Consider the following 20,040-nt stretch of genomic DNA (forward strand, 5'->3'; position numbering starts at 1 on the left):
AAATTGACTCCCAGTTAGAAACCCAGACTCGATAGCAGATCATCCACTTCGTCTTGACCTGTTACTACATCTTGACGAAGCTCGGCATTCATTATCGGCCCTTCAGCTTCAATATTATTTTTCTGAGTAATCTGACTCTCAATCATTGGCTGCTCACCAAACACCGTCAGCATAGACACCAGATTACTTTCAACTTCCATCACTAGATCGATTACCCTGCGGATCATTTGTCCAGTCAGGTCTTGAAAATCCTGCGCCATCAATATTTGGTTGAGCAATTCGCGTAATCGGTTTGAGTCCAATTCACTTCGCGACATCAAATGCTGAACGTTATGGCAAAGCACCTTAAAATCACTGAGGGCAATTTCACGACGCATTAATTTGTCCCACGATGGCATCACTTGTTGGATGTTCGCGGTTAATGCATTCGCTAACGGCAAGCACTCCTCAACAGCATCCATAGTCTTATTTGCAGCTTGTTCAGTCATGTCAATGACATAACTTAGCCGTTCCTTAGCATCGGGTATTTCTGTATTTGCTAACTCAACTAACCGATTATCGATTTGGAAATCCATAAGAGCGCTATGCAATTGGCGAGTGAGTTTGCCTACCTCATCAAAAAGTTCCCTCTGAAGAGGAGCTGCCAGTTCTCTTAATAAATCATCAGCTTGATTTTGTTCATTCGCGCTTAACAGTTCGACTAAACGCTGAGCATGCTCGAGCGTGATGAGCCCTGATGTATGTGACTTCATAGCTCATCCCTGCTTAAGCGAGTCGTTCAAATATTTTATCTAGCTTCTCTTTCAATGTTGCTGCGGTAAAAGGCTTTACCACATACCCATTCACACCCGCTTGTGCAGCAGCAATAATTTGTTCACGTTTTGCCTCGGCAGTGACCATTAATACCGGTAGATGCTTCAAGGAGTCATCGGCCCTAATGGCTTTAAGTAAATCGATCCCCTGCATGCCTGGCATATTCCAGTCTGTAACGACAAAATCAAAATCGCCTTTTTGCAACATTGGCAAGGCGGTTGAGCCATCGTCCGCTTCCTGGGTGTTGTTAAAGCCCAAGTCTCGCAACAAGTTCTTGATGATACGTCTCATTGTCGAAAAGTCATCAACGATGAGAATCTTCATATTCTTGTCCAAGGTTTCCTCCGGTGAGCTGACATTCAGTGCTCAATTAATAATTATACTTATGTCCAATGCTTGAGTTTGCCTTTGAGTCGCAACATTGCCTGACTTAATATCTGGCTAACACGCGACTCGCTTACCTCAAGAATGGCGCCAATCTCTTTTAAATTCAATGCTTCATCGTAGTATAACGATAGCACTAGCGCGTCCCTTTCGGGCAATAATTTTATCGCCTCAACAAGTGCAGAATGAAACTGGGTTTCTGCCAAGACCTCAAACGTACCATCGCTAATATCATCACTTGTAGTGAGTATATCCTGTGATACGCCTAAGTCTTCTATCCCTATGATTTTACCAACAGAAACATCGTTAAGAATATGATGGTACTCATCGAGCGTCATATCAAGTTTTTCTGCAATTTCTGTGTCGCGCGCATCACGACCTAGCACTTGCTCTAATTCATCAATAGCTTGGGCAACTCGACGATTATTTCGGTGGACAGAACGAGGAACCCAATCGCCACGGCGGATTTCATCCAACATGGCGCCACGGATCCTTATGCCGGCGAAGGTTTCAAACTTTGCACCTTTACCGCCATCAAACTTAGATGATGCTTCTAATAATCCCATCATCCCCGCCTGTAGCAGGTCATCTAACTGCACAGAGGCAGGTAATCTGGCGAGCAAGTGATGTGCAATTCTTTTAACCAACGGTGCATACTGTTCAACGATTGACGTTTTATTGTCTAAACAAGTATACGCTGCGGCTTTATTCACTCGTTTTTTCCTCTTGAAAATCTGGTCGTTGAACTAAGCGCTCAACGAAAAACTCCAAATGCCCACCAGGTTGCTGGGGTACTGGCCAGCTCATAATTTTATTCGCTAGGCCTTGGTAAGCAATTGCAGCGGGAGACTTAGGATAAGCTTCAACCACTAACTTTTGCTTGCGAACCGATTTACGCAAATTTTCATCAAATGGAATGGTCGCAACTAATTCAAGTGCCACGTCCAAGAATCTGTCGGTCACTTTACTGAGTTTAGCAAACAATTCCATACCTTCGCGTAAACTACGCACCATATTTGCAACAATTTTAAAGCGGAAGACGCCGTGTTCACGGCTGAGGATTTTGATTAATGCATAGGCGTCAGTAATAGACGTTGGTTCGTCACAAACAACAACCAACACATCCTGTGACGCACGGGAGAAACTGAGTACCATGTCAGAAATCCCCGCGGCAGTATCCACGATGAGAATATCAAACTGGGTGCGCATCTCACTGAAAGCACGAATTAAGCCCGCATGTTGCGCAGGACTTAGCTCTACCATTCCCTGAGTACCCGATGTGGCTGGCACAATCCCAATACCTTTAGGCCCCCGGACAATAATGTCATCTAACTCAGCATCGCCAGACAATACATGGGAAAGGTTACGTTCAGCACGGATCCCTAACATGACATCGACGTTTGCTAAGCCAAGGTCAGCATCAAGCACTAAGACACGCTTGCCCTTCTCGGCTAATGCTACGGCAGTATTGATGGATACGCTGGTTTTACCCACACCACCTTTACCACCCGTAACCGCGATTACTTTCACTTTTTCGTTATAGGGTTGATTCATCATACGTAAACCACTTGCTTGATCCAGGGTCATAACTCTACTCAAATGCACAGGTCATATTATCTGACCACGCTGTGTCTGGTAACGATTGTTGTTCTGTGTTTTCTAAGGCCGCTAATGCTTGCTCAGCGAGCATCAAAGTATCAGCAACTTTCATATCTTCGGGCACTCGCTGCCCATCCGTAACATAACTTAATGGCAATCCACTTTGGATCAACACACTTAATGCGCCCGCTAACGACACAGATTCATCAAGTTTGGTGAGTACAACACCAGATAAGGGAATGCGTTTAAAGTGATTTACAGCATCTTGCAGCACGCGGCGCTGTCCTGTGGCAGACAGTACCAGATAACTGCGGATAGGTATTCTGCTATTTGCAGTTAAATTATCAAGTTGCTGGTAAAGCCGCATATCTCGTTGGCCCATACCCGCGGTATCTATCAATACTAGCTTGCGATTTCTAAACTGATACAGAATTTGCTCTAGTTCAGCAAGGTCATGGGCTTGTTTGACTGGGCAGCCCATGATTTTGCCATAGGTGGCCAATTGCTCATAGGCGCCAATACGATAATGATCTGTGGTAATCAATGCCACTTGGTCAGCACCATGGTGAGCAGCAAAGCGTGCGGCCAGTTTAGCCAAGGAAGTGGTTTTCCCCACACCAGTGGGACCAACTAATGCCACAACACCGCCTTGCTTAACAATATCATCACCTTGATTATCAAGCATATTAGCAAGACTTTGCGGCAGTGCACGAACTAATTCTGCAGGAGTATAGTGTTGGCTCAGCGCAGCTAATTTGTTTGCCACCGCTGGTGAAAACTCGGCCTCCAACAACTTTGACTCCAGCATGGCACCGACAGGGTCGATACGCTTTTTATGCTCAGTCATCAATGCTGAAACCTGATGGGTCAACAAATTACGTAAGGATGATAACTCGTCGCGCATGGCTTCAAGATCGGCATTTTGCTTTTGCGAACTCTGTGACTTTTTATCGAAGGGATTGCCCATATCACGGCGCTCAGCTTTAGGCGCAGCTGCGGTGGCTTGTAATCCTTTAGCCCATGCAGGAAGCTCAGCATCTTGTTGTTGATGCGTGAGTTGTTGGTTTAAACGATTTTGTTGCTTCTCAAGCAAGGCTTGGAGTGAGTCCGCTGGCGCCGAGGGTTTTAGCTTAGTTTCAGCGCGGATCGGCGCTTTGGCGCCGAGCGAAACTAAGTCATCACTCACATCCATAAAGGTCGGAGTGGCAGCAGGCGCTTTCGCTTTTGGCTCGTCGTAGTCAACGGCAGCGACAATCTCAATACCGCCGTTCACCTTTTTATTGGACATAATCACCGCATCGGAGCCGAGCGTGTCCTTCACTTGGGCCAGTGCAGCACGCATGTCTTTGGCAAAAAAACGTTTAATCTTCACTTATGCGTCCTCTACTGGCCGACGGCAGATACGATGCGTATTTGCTTTTCATCGGGGATTTCTTGGTAAGAAATCACTCTGAGATTAGGAATAGTATATTTAACAAAGCGAGACAGGGTCGCACGTAACATACCAGACGTTAGCAAAATGGCAGGCTGTCCGACCATTTCTTGCTTTTGAGCGGCATCCGCTAAGGATTGTTGCATACGCTCCGCAAGACCTGGCTCGATATTGGGGCCATCGCCACCCGTTGCTTGCATTGATTGATGCAACATCTGTTCCAACTCTGGCGCCAAAGTTATGACAGGGATTTCGAGTTCAGGGCCAGAGATCTCTTGAACGATCATGCGCTTCAATGCGATACGCACCGCCGCTGTTAACACTTCAGTATCGTTACTCTTAGTGCCGTATTCTAACAAAGTTTGCACTATGGTACGCAAGTCTCTGACAGAAACTCCTTCATTTAATAGGTTTTGCATCACTTTTACGACATTTCCGAGCGGCATCACATCAGGAATAAAGCCATCCACCAACTTAGGCGAGTGTTTAGCAAGCATATCCATCAGTTGTTGCACTTCTTCGTAGCCTAAAAGTTTTGCTGCATTATTCGTCAATATTTGGCTGATATGAGTTGCCACTACCGTCGCGGCATCCACCACGGTATACCCTAAGGTTTGGGCATGTTCACGCAGTTCGGGGGCAATCCACACGGCTTCTAGACCAAAGGCAGGGTCACGGGTCTCAATGCCATCTAACTTACCGTACACTTGTCCTGGATTAATGGCGAGCTCGCAGTCATGGCGAATATCCGCCTCACCCACAACAACGCCCATAAGAGAAATACGATAGGCATTAGGCGAAAGGTCTAAATTGTCACGTATGTGAACCGCAGGAACCAAGAATCCCAATTCTTGCGAAAGCTTTTTACGTACGCCCTTGATCCGGCTGAGTAATTCTCCACCTTGACCTTTATCGACTAAGGGGATTAAACGGTAACCCACTTCAAGACCGATAGTGTCAACATGATGCACATCGTCCCAGCTAAGTTCCTTAGGCTCTCTTTCAGCTCTTTCCGTTGGGCCCGTTTTGACTTGTTCGAGGGCTTTGGCACGTTTAGCCTCATTACGTTTAAATATAAAATAAGCCGCACATCCCGTTAAAACGGCGAAACTTAAAAACGCCATGTGCGGCATTCCAGGCACAATCCCCATAACGAACAATACGCCAGCAGCAATCCCTAGCGATTTATGACTGTCAAACATCTGACTCATCAACATCTGACCCATATCGCCAGATTCATTTTGGCGAGTTACCATCAATGCCGCAGCAATTGACAGTAATAAGCCTGGGATTTGGGCGACTAACCCGTCACCTATTGTTAAGAGGGTTTAAATTTCAACCGCTTGAGAGAATGTCAAACCATGCTGAACAATCCCGATAATAAAACCACCGAGAATGTTGATCACTAAAATCATGATACCCGCGATAGCATCGCCCTTAACGAACTTAGACGCACCGTCCATTGCGCCATAGAAGTCAGCTTCGCGGGTGACTTCAGCCCGTCTGGTTCTGGCTTGATCTTGATTAATAATGCCCGCATTTAAGTCAGCATCAATTGCCATTTGCTTACCGGGCATCGCATCTAAGGTAAAGCGAGCACTCACCTCAGCAATCCGGCCAGCACCTTTGGTAACAACAGCAAAGTTGATAATAATCAGAATGATAAATACAACTAGACCAACGGCATAGTTACCACCAATCACTACGGAGCCAAAGGCCTCAATCACCTTACCCGCCGCATCACCACCGTTGTGACCTTCGAGTAATACCACACGGGTCGATGCCACGTTAAGTGCAAGTCGAAGCAGTGTCGCAACTAATAAAACGGTTGGAAAGGCAGCAAAGTCTAAAGGTCTATCGGTGTAAATCGCGACCAAAAGCACAATCAAGGCTAAAGCAATGTTAAAGGAAAATAAGATGTCGAGTAGAAACGGGGGAATTGGCAGTACAATCATCGCCAATGCTGCAAGCACTAGTGCTGGCGTACCTATGCCCTTAAAAGAGCTTAGCTTCAACTGTTTTACTTGGCCTAGGGAGGCTTTAACATCCATTCACAGATACCTAAACTTTGACGTATAACAGCCTAAAAGCAAAAAGCACGCCAACAACTAACAATCAGGTAGTGAAGCTAATATGTAGCTAGCTAACTTTACGTTAGAGCACTATTTACTCGTTACTAGGACTTGTTGAGATTTCAAGATTATATTTTGTTCATTCTGGCGCGAAACGAAGAAAGATGTGTGGTTGTCTTACTCAAATGACGAGCAGCTTTTATGACAGAAAGTAAGAGTAAGGGCTTACAAGACGATTCCTGATGGCTGCATTTGGCTGCATTTGGCTGCATTTGGCTGCAAAAATAATACTGAAACATCTATCGTTCCTAGAGCGTGTTGACGTTACGAGATTAAATTTTGTTCGCTCTGGCAAGCACGTGCTCGCGAAACGAGGAATGATGTGTAGTTATTCTACTCAAATGACGAGCGGCTCTTATGACAGAAAGTAAGAGCAAAGGCTTGCCAGACAAACCCTTCGGGCAGTATTTGGCTGGCTTTTCTGCCGCGTTATCGTCCGTTTATGTAGAATAACTACACTGCACGGACTTTGCCTTGCATAAAAGCCAGCCAAACTGCTGCAAAAATAACCCTGAAACGTCAACACGCCCTAGTACTTCAGATCTTCAGGAATAGGTTGATTAACGGGGATAGGGATAGGTTTGCGGCCACGCCCTTTTTGATACTGCCTTAACTGGAATACATAAGCGAGTACCTGTGCTACCGCGGTAAATAGGCCTTCGGGGACTTGTTGATCAAGTTTAGTGGTATGGTAAATCGCCCGCGCAAGTGGTGGTGCAGTAACGATGGCTATATTATGCGCCCTTGCTACCTCACGAATTTTAAAGGCAACCTCATCGACGCCCTTAGCAATCACAAAAGGTGCTGCAGAGCGCTTAACATCATATTTTATCGCCACTGCATAGTGCTCAGGGTTCACCACAATCACATCCGCATTGGGAACTTCGGCCATCATGCGTCGCTGCGCTAATTCACGCTGCATTTGGCGGACTCGCCCTTTGACCTCAGGTTTACCCTCGGTATCTTTATACTCGTCTTTGACCTCCTGCTTTGTCATTTTCAGCTGTTTATTATGGTTCCAGATCTGAAATGGCACATCGATCACTACAATGAATAGAACGGAAGAGCAAAGTAGGATAAACATCCATACCAGTAAATCTAAGGCGTGGTAGACATTCCCAGGAAGATGATCGGCAGAAAGGAGTAAAATATCATTAAAATAATGATTTAGAAGAAAATATGCCGCCAACGCGACAACAGAAAACTTAGCAATGCCCTTCGTTAATTCAACCAAGGCTTGCACGCCAAACATCCGTTTAAAACCCGCAATCGGGCTCATTTTGCTGGCTTTAGGCATCATGGCTTGGGTAGAAAAATTCATTCCACCAAGGGACACGTTTCCGATAAATGCCACCACCACAATCAGCAGCATAATCTTAAGCAACGGCCAACCTATTTCGCCGCCGACAACGCCCCAGACATTAAACATTTGATTAGTATCAAAAATTGCAGCTCTATCCATGGTAAACACACGTTCAAACACATTGGAAAGTGCTTTTGCAATACCAGGACCGAGCATATACAGTCCTGTTGCAGCCGAAAGCAGAACTGTGGCCGTACCTAATTCTTTGGAACGGGCAACCTGACCTTTTTCCCGCGCCTGTTCGAGGCGCCTCCCGGTGGGTTCCTCGCTGCGTTCGCCGCTACTTTCTTCAGCCATTACGCGTTCCTATCCGGTTAAAGTATGCCATCGGCTTGACACTGAAGCCCTAAAATATCACACAGCAAAAGCTGTGCCGATGCCCATACTTCATCGAAATGAGCCATAACAGGAGTTAAGGTTAACCATAAAATTAACAATCCACCGATCATCGTAATCGGAAAACCAATCGAAAAAATGTTTAGCTGTGGTGCAGCGCGGGTCATAACCCCAAAGGATAAATTGACTACCAATAACGCGATAATTGCTGACAGCGACATAGTTAATGCCGCACCAAACATATAAGACCCCCATTCCGCCAACGCGCGATAGCTGGTCAACGTTAATCCCACATTAGAAATCGGCAGTGTATCAAAACTGGCCACAAGCATACGGATCATCAACAGATGACCATCAACAGCTAAAAAAATTAAGGTTGCGAGCAACAGGAAGAAGTTACCAATCACTGGAGTTTGTTGTCCTGAGCTCGGATCAACCATAGAGGCAAAACCTAAGCTGGTCTGCATGCCGATAATCTGACCCGTTAACACAAAGGTTTGCATCACCATTTGGGTCACAAAACCCATGGCAACACCAATAATAATTTGCTGTGCAGTAATAAAAACGGCGCTTAAGGAAAAGAGTTCTGCATCCTTAACGGGCGGCAACACGGGGGCAATTGCGAGGGTTATGGCAATAGCAAGAAGTAAACGCACACGAGTGGGAGTTGTTGCCGCGCCAAACACCACCATAACCATCAGCATACTGGCGACTCGAAACAGTGGCCACATATACGAAGCAATGGTTTGCATTAACGTATCAAGCAGCAACTCCATGGGATTAACCTACCACTTGAGGAATACGGTTAACCATTTCAATAAAGAAGTCCATTAAGGTCTGTACTAACCAATGACCCATTAACATCAAAGCAAGCAAGGTCACAATAAGTCGAGGTAAAAAACTTAAAGTTTGCTCGTTAATTGAGGTCGCAGCTTGGAATACCGCCACAATTAAGCCAATGCCGAGCCCAGGCAGAACAATAGCCGAAACCATCATCACAATAACGGCTAGAGCTTCGCGAAAAATATCGATTAGCGCTTCTGGCGTCATCTCAGTACTCCGCCTGTCTAACCGAAGCTATTGGCTAAGGTGCCCATCACAAGCCCCCAGCCATCAACAAGTACAAACAGCATAATTTTAAAGGGCAATGACACAATCATAGGCGAGAGCATCATCATCCCCATGGCCATTAAGATACTGGCCACCACTAAATCGAGTACTAAAAAAGGCACAAACAACATAAAACCAATTTGAAAGGCCGTTTTGAGCTCGCTGGTAATAAATGCTGGCACAAGCACACTCATTGGTGCTTCTTCGGGTGAATTAATATTCTGGTAACCCGAAATATCGATAAAGGTTTTGAGATCCGTGGTACGCACTTGCCCCAACATAAATGCCCTTAACGGCTCTTTGCCCTTATCAAAGGCCTGTTGCAGAGTAAGCTGTTCATCAATATAAGGTTTTACCCCTTGATCATAAATTTTGTCGAACACTGGCGCCATAATGAAAAAGGTCATAAACAGGCTCATACCGATTAAGACTTGGTTAGACGGAGTCTGCTGTAAACCAATCGCTTGGCGCAAAATGGAGAGCACCACAATGATGCGGGTAAAGGACGTCAACATAATGACCATGGCGGGTAAAAAACTCAGCGAAGTCATTAGCAATAGGATTTGCATGGTAACCGAATATTCGGTCGAACCATCGGCGGCGGTTTTTACGGTTACCGCAGGCAGTACACCATCGGCAGCGCCTACCGAGGTCGCAAACATCAGTGCACTGATCCCTATAAAAGTGAGTATGTACTTCATCATTGTTTTAATTTCGCCTGCCGTAGCTTGTCCGCAAAAGATACGGACTCAATTTCGATAGGCTCAGCTAATTTATCAATTAAATTAACTTGTTGCCCACTCACGCCAAGTAAATACTGCTGTTCACCCACTTGAACCAAAACAAGGCGCTCTTTCTGACCAAGGGATGTTACTGCAAGGGTTTTCAGCACACTATGATTGGTTGGCACTAAATTAAATCGCCTTAGCAGGTAAGCTAAGGCGAAAATAAGCAATAGAACTAAAATAAGCCCACCGAGCATACTCGCCGCTGCTGCCATTTGTGATGGCTCAGTCACTTTTGCTGTCGCCACTGCACCTTGGGTAGCCACTTCAGCGACACTCGCCTGAGCTGCTGACGCGGCATTGAGAATTACCGATGTGCTCATCTCGCTCCTTCAGGCTTTTTCTTAATGAGTGATATTACTTAAGCTTTTTAATTCGCTCTGTCTGACTAATTACATCTGTTAAGCGAATACCAAATTTATCGTTTACCACCACCACTTCACCATGGGCGATAAGCGTGCCATTGACCATCACATCCAACGGTTCACCTGCAACTCTGTCGAGCTCAACCACTGAACCTTGGTTCAGCTGTAACAGGTTACGGATACTGATGAAGCTGCGACCAACTTCCATCGAAATCGTCACAGGTATATCTAAAATGGTATCTAACTTAGCCGCTTCTGCCTTGCTAATCGGCTGTGAGTCATCCACTAACTCATCAAGATCAACGGCATTAGCCTCTTCCAGAGCTTGTTCGGCCATCGCTGCTGCCCAATCATCATCTGTACTCATCTCACTCCACCTTTATAATTCTGATATGTCTCTAGCTTTGCCTTTACGCGTCACTAATTGTAATTCGGATTTGACCGTCTCAGGACGAGGGATTTTTTCGTAAATTTTAAGTGCTAGATTATCTCGTGAACGTCCCATTTTACAGCGGTAAGTCGGTAAGTCCTCAATTCTCATCATAATGTACTCTGGCAATTCAATAGGGATAATATCCCCAGCCTTAAAGTTCATTACATCTTTAAGTGTGAGTTCGTGCTCAACCACGGTGGCATCAAAGCCTACTTTAACGTCCATAATCTCGTCATGCAGCGCCTGTGACCAACGCATATCGGTATCTTGTTTATCACTCTGTACGCCCGCATCGAGTAATTCGCGGATTGGCTCAATCATCGAATATGGCATCGTGATGTGGAAATCACCGCCACCACCATCCACTTCGATATGGAAGGAATTAATGACAACGACTTCAGTTGGACTGACAATGTTAGCCATCGCTGGGTTAACTTCGGAGTCTAAATAATCAAACTCCACATCCATGACGGGTGCCCAAGCATCTTTATAATCTTCAAAGATAATTTTAAGTAATAACTGCACAATACGCCGTTCAGTGGGGGTAAATTCCCGCCCTTCAATCTTGGCGTGGAAACGGCCATCACCACCAAAAAAGTTATCCACCAAAATAAATACCAGTCGCGCTTCCATGGTAATCAGCGCAGTACCTTTTAGGGGGTGGAAACGTACCATGTTCAGACTGGTTGGGACGAATAGGGTATGTACGTACTCACCAAACTTGAGCATTTGCACGCCGTTGATCGACACTTCGGCCGCGCGACGCATCATGTTAAACATGCTGATCCGCAGGTGACGGGCAAAACGCTCATTAACAATTTCGAGCGTGGGCATACGACCACGCACAATCCGATCTTGGGAAGAAAAATCGTAGGAACGAGCCTCCTGCCCAGCGGCATCAAGCTCATCATCCTCTTCGACATCATCGACCCCGTGTAAGAGCGCATCAATTTCGTCTTGGCTTAATAAATCACTCACAGTATTGTCTTCGCCTCTTTAAGGTGCTGAAGATGAAAGGTTATTGCATGACAAAACCAGTAAAGAGCACTTTTTCAACGACTTTACGTCCCGTTACAGATTGCAACGTGTTTTGTACGCTCAACAGGGCTAATTGTCGTAATTCATCTTTACCCGCCTGTGTACTTAGCTTTTGCACATCGGCACCACTAAAAGTGGTTAGCAGCGCATCTTCGATCAAGGGAATGTGCTTTTGCGTCAACACATCATCATCTTGACCTCTGACCATAAGTTGCACTTTGATTTCAACAAGCCGAGCGCGATCCGGTCCTGGAAGGTTAAATAAAAATGGGCGAGGCATCGGCACATAAGCTGCCAATGCCGGCTCAGCAGCCGGCGCTGCCGTTTCGGTTTTAGCACCTTCGGCCTCGACAGGAGCCTCTTCACTACTTCCAAGGAAAAACCAAAGCGCGCCACCAATTAATAGCGCAACAAAGACACCCACACCGATAAAAATAAATAGCTTCTTTTTACTTTTTGGTGCTTCAGTACTTTCAAGTTCTAGTGATTCTTCCTTGGCCATTTTCTGTTCTCTTTAATAGGCTAAATTTGGGAATGGGATTAAGGCTCAGTTTATAATCCACTTTGTTACTATAGGTTACCTGCTTAAGCGTAATAATCTATACCCGAATTTAAACTAGTTGCTTGATTTAAACCTAAATCGAGTTCTTCTGCCGAGAAATCATCCACATTTCCACCACTTGAACCGCCACTGTCTGCAAATCCTCCCTCACGGCGTTGTCCTTGGTCACCTTGAGAGACGTGACTGTCAGCGAGTTGCATGCCTTGTTCTTGTAATAATTCACGTAAACGAGGAATCGCTTGCTCAACCACATCGCGGGTCTGCGCCTGAGCAACATGGAATTGTACTTGCGTCTGCTCACCATGAACTTGTATTTTCACTATCATGTGTCCAAGTTCGGGTGGATCTAGGCGAATTTCCGCCTGTTGAATACCTTGGCTAACCATAGTAACAAGCTGCTGTTTCATCACAGGAGAAAAGCGCTGGATCATTTCCTGCATCTGATTTTGGTTTTCAACGCCTTGACGTAAGGAAAGATGAACCTGTGGTATCTCTTGGCGTTGAATTTGCTGGTTAGCTAAAGAGTGTTGTATCGATACCGCTTTAAAATCAACAGGCTTAAATTCTGTAACAGATTCTTCATGGCCAGTATCGAGCGAAGATAAGGCGTTTTCTTGCCGCGAATCCAGTGTGACGGCTAACTTGGCATCTTTTAACAATAATCCTGCCGAAATTTCGGCGCGTGAAGGATTGTCGTCAATAGTATTAGGCTCAACCGAAACCGCACCTAAGGCATTAAGCTCTTTAGTCGTAGAGTTTAATATCACGGCATCAGCATCGGTAACTGACATATTAGCTGTATTGACTGACGGTGACTGTCCAACCGTTGGCGCAGTCGTTTTATCTGTTGATGGGAGCGACAGATTTATCGACTTATTGCTTAGTTCAACCTCTTTCGCCTCTAACTTGTTAGCTTCAGAGATAGATTCCCCTTCAATCGGTAAAATGGGGGTTTCTGGCGGTTTAACCCATTTTTCAGTTCGCATCTCTGCAAGCATTGATGCATCATCTATAAGCGTATCATCGGTCGAAGCGCCAGTCTTATCCACAGTTTCAGTATTCGCCGTTGCAATCAAACCTACTGTATTAATAGGGGGTGCCTGCCTAGGTGCAATATCTTGCAGAGAGGAGGCTATATTTTCTTGATCACCAGATATCTCATCTTGCTGAAATCCCAATGGTTGATTTTGTGGTAATTGTTGCAGATGTTCGACCACATTAGCTTGATCTAAAACTTGTTCACCTATTGTTTCATCTAATGAGTCATTCGTTAAGGTAGCTTCATGCGACTGTGCAAATTTCGCTAGCTCATCTAAAAAAGTTGGCTTGATAGTCTCTTTCATTGGTAAAGCGCCATCCTCTGTTGCAGGGGCTAAGATGCTAGCGGCATCTTCTGTCGTTAATTGAGCTTCAAGCGGCAAAGAGTCGCTCGGAGCGGCCGCTTTTTTCATCTCGTTTGCCATGCCTATTTGAGCAAAAATCAAGCTAATATCAGCTTCATCATCTGCACTAGTATCATCAATATCTGTTTTCTGTTTTGTCGATTTGGCAGAAACATCTGGAGAAACATTGGTGTTAGTCGAGGATGAGCTAATAGATGTCACTGAAGCCAAAGCGGCAGAAAAGTCTTCACTATTAGCATCTTGCCCCAATATTTTACTTGAGCCAGCACTATTTTTCGCATTAGATACTAATAGGATATTGTTCATTTGTTGCATAAAAGCTCCTAAACATCCGCCCAGAGGAAAAAGAGCGTGGGCAAACGTCAATTTATACGGCTTTGGCTATATCTGGCATAAATCAAGCAAATAAAATGCCAACAAATGGATATTAAAAATTCGAGTATTATTGATTGTCGGATTGGTTAATTACTTCTTACGACGGAAAAATTGCTGCGAAGCAAATTCATCCGTCATTTTTTGCTCTTTTTTGAGCTCAATGACTTGGCGCTTTTTCTCTTTATTTTCTAACAGTAGTTCTACAGCCTTACGTTTTTTTTGTTTTTCTAGCCAGTGCTGCTGACGGTAGTGTTTCTGCTTTTCACCATCGGCTACGACACGATTTTGCTGAGCAATAGCCTCATCGATTTGCCGAATAAAACGATGGAATTGGTGGTAATGACTCGCACTAATGGCCTGCCCCTGCTGCGACTGCATCTGCTTCATATAATCCAAGCGATAGTTATTTAGCGCATCGAGCTGATTTTGGCGCTTTTGGCACTCAAGTTGTGCCGACTTGAGCAGCAGCGCAGCCTGTTCCTCGGCATCGAGGGCTAACTTTAATACGAGTAATAGGGGATCGGCATTCGCCATAACGGCCTCAATTATTTACATTGCGCAGCGAGTTGCCCGAGCATCATTTGACTATCAGCAAAACTAAAGGCATCACGCATGGTTTGCCGCAGAAAAGCGTTCATTGCAGGTTGTAGACGTATCGCATTATCAATACGAGGATCGCTCCCTTGTGCATAAGCGCCAATCGAAATAAGATCCTTATTCTGCTGATAAAGGGAATAGGTTTGCTTGACGCGGCGCATGGCCTCAAGATGTTCATTGGAAATCACCATTGGTGCTACACGGCTAATAGAAGCTTCAATATCAATGGCAGGATAGTGCCCAGAATCAGCAAGCGATCGTGACAGCACAATATGACCATCGAGGATAGCCCGAGAAGCATCAGCAATTGGGTCCTGTTGATCATCACCCTCGGTCAGCACAGTATAAAATGCAGTGATAGAACCTTGTCCTGGACCGCCATTACCCGCCCGTTCAACCAGACGCGGCAATTTAGCAAACACTGATGGTGGATAACCTTTAGTGGCTGGCGGTTCACCGACAGCCAAGGCAATCTCACGCTGCGCTTGGGCGTAACGAGTCAAGCTATCCATTAATAACAATACGTTATAGCCTAAATCACGAAAATACTCAGCGATACGAGTCGAGGTTTCACAGGCGCGAAGGCGCATCAGCGGGGAGGTATCGGCGGGCGCCGCCACCACAACAGAACGCGCTCTGCCCTTTTCACCTAGGATCTCTTCAATAAATTCTTTGACTTCGCGGCCACGCTCCCCAACGAGCCCCACCACAATAATGTCTGCGGTCGTGCCCCGGGTCATCATACCTAACAGCACACTCTTACCCACACCCGAGCCCGCAAACAAGCCCATACGTTGTCCCTTGCCAACAGTTAGCATGGCATTGATGGCGCGTACGCCCACATCGAGTGGTTCAGTGATCGCACGGCGAGAAAGTGGGTTGATGGCGTTACTGTGTCTTGGTGCCTGCTGTTCGGTAGATAACGCGCCGAGGCCGTCTAACGGCACACCATTACCGTCGAGCACGCGCCCTAACAGGGATAAGCCCACATTCAGACCCGCCTGCTCTCCAAGGGGAACAACCCGCGCACCGGGTAACACGCCACGCAGCTCTTCAATTGGCATGAGATATAATAATTCATCATCAAAACCAACGACTTCGGCAATTAACTCTCCAGCCATGGTCTCAATAGAACACAAACTACCGACGGGTGCTCGACAGCCACTTGCCTCTAAGGTTAAGCCGACAACGCGCACTAATTGCCCACAGGCAACGGCGCGAAATGGGGGCACTTTATTGATGCAATGATTCAGTTTATTCAGCAGTTGATGGCGGCGATTGTGCATCTTGCTCTCCATCAGCTTGCGGTTGAGCTAACAGTTCATTATCGTCCAGTGTTGATTTAGGGGCGATTTTAGCGGCATTTTCGTCATCAAGAGCAGCTTGTCGCTGTTGTTGCTGTAACGCTAAGTGAGATTGCTGATTACGCAGCGATTCAAACACGGCATCAATCCGCGAGGAAAGGGTTAAATCCACCAACGAGCGTTGGCTACTGATAATACAATCCCCCACTGTTAAGCTAGGATCGGCCTCTAATTGCCACTGATTACGGTTCAACTGGGTACTGGAATATAAGGTTTCAACCAAGGCAACATCATCAGGATTCATACGAAGGTTGACGCTTTGTTCCTTAATAGGGAGAGATTCGACCCCTAAACGCAATGCGGACAGGATTTGCTCGGGATGAGTTTTGAGTTCATGACCAATCACAGATTTCGCCAGTGCCATAGTGAGCGTCATTAAAGAATGTTCAATGTCGCCATCGAGTAATTGCAGTGGTTTTTCAAATTGACTTAACAGCTCCTCAAAGCGGCAAAGCAATGATTTAGCTTCAGCAAGACCTGCTTCTAAGCCCTGTTCATGCCCCTGCGAAAAGCCTTCTTTATGGCCTTGTTCAAGACCTTCTAGTCGACCTTGTTCTAGGCCCTCGCTATAGCCTTGCGTTTTACCCTCATCAAAACCTTCAGCTTCGGCTTGGGCGCGAATGTCTTCGATTTCTGCCATAGTCGGCGGCGAAATCGTTTCGATGACTGCCGCTTTGGGTACTTGTTGGGCGCTATAACCGAATAGATTAGAAATACTATCGTCTTCGGCTTCAGTCACATCGGGCAATTGCCAATGGCTAAACTCAAGCTCAGCGTCGCTGACCACCCTGTGGGACAATTTATTGTCGCTATTGTCGCTCCGATTAGAGGAACTCATCGCCACCACCGCCGCCTAACATGATTTCACCACTGTCACTTAACCGACGTGCAATTGACAGAATTTCTTTTTGGGCGATTTCCACTTCGCTGATCCGTATTGGGCCCATGGCCTCTAAATCGTCACGCAGCAATTCGGCGGCCCGTTTCGACATATTGCCCAAAATTTTGTCTTTGAGCTGATCATCTGCACCTTTCAGCGCCTTCATCAATACATCCTGCTGCACTTCACGCAGCAAGGTTTGGATACCACGGTCGTCCACATCGATTAGGTTTTCGAATACGAACATTAAGTCTTGGATTTGCTGCGCCATTTCCTCGTCGGTTTCGCGCATGGTTTCCATCAACTGACTTTCGACACCCGTATCGAGGTAGTTCATAATGTTGGCCGCCGCCTTTAGGCCGCCCATCTTCGCTGCTTGCGCGCCACCTTGGCCGGCGAATTGTTTCTCCATGATGTCGTTTAATTCTTGCAATGCTGCAGGTTGCACTTCTTCAAGATTGGCGATACGCATCATTAAGTCTAACCGGGTATTCTCAGGGAACTGGCCGAAAATTTCTGCGGCTTGATCTGGCTCTAAATACGATAAAACAATGGTTTGGATCTGTGGATGTTCGTTTTGGATGATAGTGGCAACTTGACGCGCATCCATCCATTTAAGGGAATCCAAACCTTTGGCGCCGCTGCCCATGATAATTTGTTCAATTAAATTACCAGCTTTGTCTTCACCTAGGGCCGCCGTTAACGCTTTACGGACGAACTCTTCGCTGTTAAAGCCAATAGAAGAATACTTTTGAATATCATCGAGAAACAGCTTATGCACCCCGATGACTTTCTCCTGCCCAAAGTCTTCCATGGCCGCCATCGCCATACCGACCTTTTGCACTTGTTTAGGTTCTAAGTGCTTTAAAATAGAGGCGGCATCGGCTTCACTCAAACTTAACAGTAAAATCGCCGTTTTTTCGATGCCACTGAGATCCTTAATATTGAAACTTGAGGTTTCAGCGGTGTCTTTTGATTTATTCTCAGCCATTGTCTTGTAACCAGTTTTTCACGACTTGGGTTGAAAGCTCGGGCTCATTGGCCACAAGCGCACGGATAGCTTTAATCATATCATCATCTTTATGCAGATTAGGGATAAGAATTGAGCCATCGTCGGCATAACTATACTCTGCTTCTTTGGTATTGAGCATCCCTAAGGTGTCAGCAGCATATTGATCTTCGATCTCGGCGAGCTCATTACCCAATCTTGCATCGTCTGGCATGTTAACGCTATCAGGATAGATTAAGCGTTTGAGCATTGGGCGCACCACAGCAAGGATCAGCACTAAGATAACTAAGGCACCGATACCTAACTTAACCGCACGCCAGAACCAAGGCTGTTCCCAAAGCTCAGGCGCAGGTACATCTTCAACCAATTGATCCATAAAGGGAACAGTGACTACCTCTAAAACATCACCCCGCTGCGCGCTAAAGCCTACCGCGCCTTCCAGTAAACGGCGGATATTGGTTAATTCTTGCTCGGTACGGGCAACGCGTGCCACTTGGCCATTTTCACCCGCAGCGCCCGGTTTAAAGTCCACCGCAACCGACACACTGACGCGGCGCACTACGCCAATTTGCTGACGGGTATGGCTGATGGTGGTGTCTAATTCAAAATTACGAGTGGCTTCGCGGTGTGAGTTACCTGCGGTAACACTTTCGGTTGCTTTATCAGCCTCCTGAGGAATATTAGATTCCATCGGAGGTTGGTTCGATAATGCGCCAGGTATCCCCCCGCTCGAGCCACCAGTAGAGTTATTTTCAACCGTCATTTCACTGCGTAGTGACGGTAAATCTGGATTGAACCGTTTGGCCGTTTGTTCAACAGCGGTGAAATCCATGCTCACGTCCACTTGGGAGGTGAAATTATCAGGCCCGAGAATAGGCGATAAAATCGAGTCAATTTTAGTCCGGTATTCGGTTTCTTTTTGCTGTACCAACTCAAGCTCACGACGAGCTCTAGCAGAAACACCATCTTGGCTACCGGAGTTGAGTAAGCGACCATTAGAATCGGTTACCGTGACGCGTGAAGGCTCTAAGCCCTGAACCGCAGAAGCGACGATATCAACGATGGCATCAACTTCACCTTGGCCTAAGCCACCACGGCGAGTGTTAATTACAACTGTTGCACTTGGCTGAGAAGTATTACGGGCAAATACGTTTTCTTTGGGGAGTGCCAAAATCACTTTAGCGCGGCTTACGCTTTGTAACTGTTCAATCGCGCGGGCAAGGTTTTCTTCTTGGCTATGCTTGAGGCGAGCCTGTTCCATTCTTTGGCTCACACCAAAACCACTGTCTTGGGTAAGAAAGTCTTGGGTCGATGCAGCAGGACTATTAACCCCTGCACGGCTAAGCATCATTTTGACTTCTTGGTATTTATCTTCTGGCACTTTAACAACATCAACTTCGATCTGATATTTGATCTTGTTTTTATCAAGTACATCGAGTACTTGCACCATTTCCTGAGTTTCCATTTTACCTAATGGACGGTACTCAGGCTCCTGTGCCCAGATCATGACAAACACGGCTAACGCCAAACAAATGGCGAGGGCTAAAATCATGGTGATTTGACGCATCATATCGACGCCACCAAGACTCCCCAGCACGCCGGATTTATTTTCCTGTTGGACCCCTTGGTCCATTACGCCGGCATTCGATCCGACAATCATTTCTGTGCTCACGATTCGTACCTGCTAATTGCGTTATTCAAGGCCTAAACAGGCATGCTCATTATTTCTTTATAAGCTTCAACGAGCTTATTGCGCACTTGGACAGTGGCTTCAAAGGCAACACTGGCCTTTTCGCGGGCGATAACAGTATCAGACAAGCTCACGGTGGTATCACCCATTTCTAAGCGAGTCGCGAGGTTAGATGAGGTTGACTGCAAACCACTCACATTACCAATGGCTTGTGAAAGTAGCTGGCCAAAGTCAGCACCGCTGGTGTTATTCACTTGCTGCACAATATTATTAGGTGAAATCCCAAAAGAGGGTTTGATTTCACCTTGAAGTGACTGCATTTCTTGCAGTAATGAATTCGCGCCAATTTGCATGTCGTGCTCCCCATCGT

At 46.1% G+C, this 20,040-nt stretch carries 20 protein-coding genes and 1 pseudogene; all 21 read right to left on the reverse strand.

What is annotated here, in order from left to right:
• Window positions 1–14 precede the first annotated feature (14 nt).
• On the reverse strand, window positions 15–752 hold the full coding sequence (locus HG547_RS10235) for a protein phosphatase CheZ (protein ID WP_037424753.1): 738 nt from the start codon (window positions 750–752) through the stop codon (window positions 15–17).
• A 13-nt stretch (window positions 753–765) separates the two neighbouring features.
• The gene (gene cheY / locus HG547_RS10240; protein ID WP_007649667.1) at window positions 766–1,149 is read right to left on the reverse strand and encodes a chemotaxis response regulator CheY; all 384 of its coding nucleotides are present in this window, start codon (window positions 1,147–1,149) and stop codon (window positions 766–768) included.
• Window positions 1,150–1,196: 47 nt separating this feature from the next.
• Complete coding sequence (locus tag HG547_RS10245; protein ID WP_047539533.1) at window positions 1,197–1,910, reverse strand: RNA polymerase sigma factor FliA; 714 nt, start codon at window positions 1,908–1,910, stop codon at window positions 1,197–1,199.
• Window positions 1,903–2,784: a MinD/ParA family protein gene (locus HG547_RS10250; RefSeq protein ID WP_037420384.1), complete on the reverse strand. Its 882-nt coding sequence runs from the start codon at window positions 2,782–2,784 to the stop codon at window positions 1,903–1,905. Before HG547_RS10250 ends, HG547_RS10245 begins: the two co-directional genes overlap by 8 nt.
• A gap of 4 nt (window positions 2,785–2,788) precedes the next feature.
• Window positions 2,789–4,168 (reverse strand): flagellar biosynthesis protein FlhF, encoded by a 1,380-nt coding sequence (gene flhF / locus HG547_RS10255; protein WP_037420382.1) that lies wholly within the window; start codon window positions 4,166–4,168, stop codon window positions 2,789–2,791.
• Between the two features lie 11 nt (window positions 4,169–4,179).
• Window positions 4,180–6,279: pseudogene (gene flhA / locus HG547_RS10260) on the reverse strand (flagellar biosynthesis protein FlhA).
• A gap of 610 nt (window positions 6,280–6,889) precedes the next feature.
• Window positions 6,890–8,020, reverse strand: a complete 1,131-nt coding sequence (flhB, locus tag HG547_RS10265) for a flagellar biosynthesis protein FlhB (RefSeq protein ID WP_037424768.1) — start codon at window positions 8,018–8,020, stop codon at window positions 6,890–6,892.
• Window positions 8,021–8,037: 17 nt separating this feature from the next.
• The gene (gene fliR / locus HG547_RS10270) at window positions 8,038–8,835 is read right to left on the reverse strand and encodes a flagellar biosynthetic protein FliR (protein ID WP_069453227.1); all 798 of its coding nucleotides are present in this window, start codon (window positions 8,833–8,835) and stop codon (window positions 8,038–8,040) included.
• Between the two features lie 4 nt (window positions 8,836–8,839).
• On the reverse strand, window positions 8,840–9,109 hold the full coding sequence (fliQ, locus tag HG547_RS10275; protein ID WP_037420368.1) for a flagellar biosynthesis protein FliQ: 270 nt from the start codon (window positions 9,107–9,109) through the stop codon (window positions 8,840–8,842).
• 17 nt (window positions 9,110–9,126) lie between these two features.
• On the reverse strand, window positions 9,127–9,870 hold the full coding sequence (gene fliP / locus HG547_RS10280) for a flagellar type III secretion system pore protein FliP (RefSeq protein WP_172588141.1): 744 nt from the start codon (window positions 9,868–9,870) through the stop codon (window positions 9,127–9,129).
• The gene (gene fliO, locus HG547_RS10285; RefSeq protein ID WP_037424769.1) at window positions 9,870–10,277 is read right to left on the reverse strand and encodes a flagellar biosynthetic protein FliO; all 408 of its coding nucleotides are present in this window, start codon (window positions 10,275–10,277) and stop codon (window positions 9,870–9,872) included. The genes fliP and fliO overlap by 1 nt, the downstream gene beginning before the upstream one ends.
• Window positions 10,278–10,311: 34 nt before the next feature.
• Entirely contained in the window at window positions 10,312–10,686 is a 375-nt protein-coding gene (gene fliN / locus HG547_RS10290) for a flagellar motor switch protein FliN (protein WP_037420360.1), read from the reverse strand.
• Window positions 10,687–10,698: 12 nt separating this feature from the next.
• Window positions 10,699–11,730, reverse strand: coding sequence for a flagellar motor switch protein FliM (fliM, locus tag HG547_RS10295; protein ID WP_037420356.1), 1,032 nt, complete (start codon window positions 11,728–11,730; stop codon window positions 10,699–10,701).
• Window positions 11,731–11,770: 40 nt separating this feature from the next.
• Window positions 11,771–12,292: a flagellar basal body-associated protein FliL gene (gene fliL / locus HG547_RS10300; protein WP_037420354.1), complete on the reverse strand. Its 522-nt coding sequence runs from the start codon at window positions 12,290–12,292 to the stop codon at window positions 11,771–11,773.
• Window positions 12,293–12,375: 83 nt separating this feature from the next.
• Entirely contained in the window at window positions 12,376–14,070 is a 1,695-nt protein-coding gene (locus HG547_RS10305; protein WP_169547793.1) for a flagellar hook-length control protein FliK, read from the reverse strand.
• 150 nt (window positions 14,071–14,220) lie between these two features.
• Entirely contained in the window at window positions 14,221–14,664 is a 444-nt protein-coding gene (gene fliJ, locus HG547_RS10310) for a flagellar export protein FliJ (protein WP_047539527.1), read from the reverse strand.
• Window positions 14,665–14,675: 11 nt separating this feature from the next.
• Window positions 14,676–16,013: a flagellar protein export ATPase FliI gene (gene fliI, locus HG547_RS10315; protein ID WP_037420345.1), complete on the reverse strand. Its 1,338-nt coding sequence runs from the start codon at window positions 16,011–16,013 to the stop codon at window positions 14,676–14,678.
• Complete coding sequence (gene fliH, locus HG547_RS10320) at window positions 15,982–16,929, reverse strand: flagellar assembly protein FliH (RefSeq protein WP_169547794.1); 948 nt, start codon at window positions 16,927–16,929, stop codon at window positions 15,982–15,984. Before fliH ends, fliI begins: the two co-directional genes overlap by 32 nt.
• Entirely contained in the window at window positions 16,916–17,962 is a 1,047-nt protein-coding gene (gene fliG / locus HG547_RS10325) for a flagellar motor switch protein FliG (protein ID WP_169547795.1), read from the reverse strand. The genes fliH and fliG overlap by 14 nt, the downstream gene beginning before the upstream one ends.
• Complete coding sequence (gene fliF / locus HG547_RS10330; protein WP_037420337.1) at window positions 17,955–19,640, reverse strand: flagellar basal-body MS-ring/collar protein FliF; 1,686 nt, start codon at window positions 19,638–19,640, stop codon at window positions 17,955–17,957. The genes fliG and fliF overlap by 8 nt, the downstream gene beginning before the upstream one ends.
• Before the next feature lie 44 nt (window positions 19,641–19,684).
• A complete protein-coding gene (fliE, locus tag HG547_RS10335; protein ID WP_011625692.1) occupies window positions 19,685–20,023 on the reverse strand; it encodes a flagellar hook-basal body complex protein FliE in 339 nt (112 codons plus the stop codon).
• Window positions 20,024–20,040 lie beyond the last annotated feature (17 nt).

Origin of the sequence: Shewanella sp. DNRA4, from assembly GCF_012843185.1 — a bacterium.
Taxonomy (GTDB): domain Bacteria; phylum Pseudomonadota; class Gammaproteobacteria; order Enterobacterales; family Shewanellaceae; genus Shewanella; species Shewanella xiamenensis.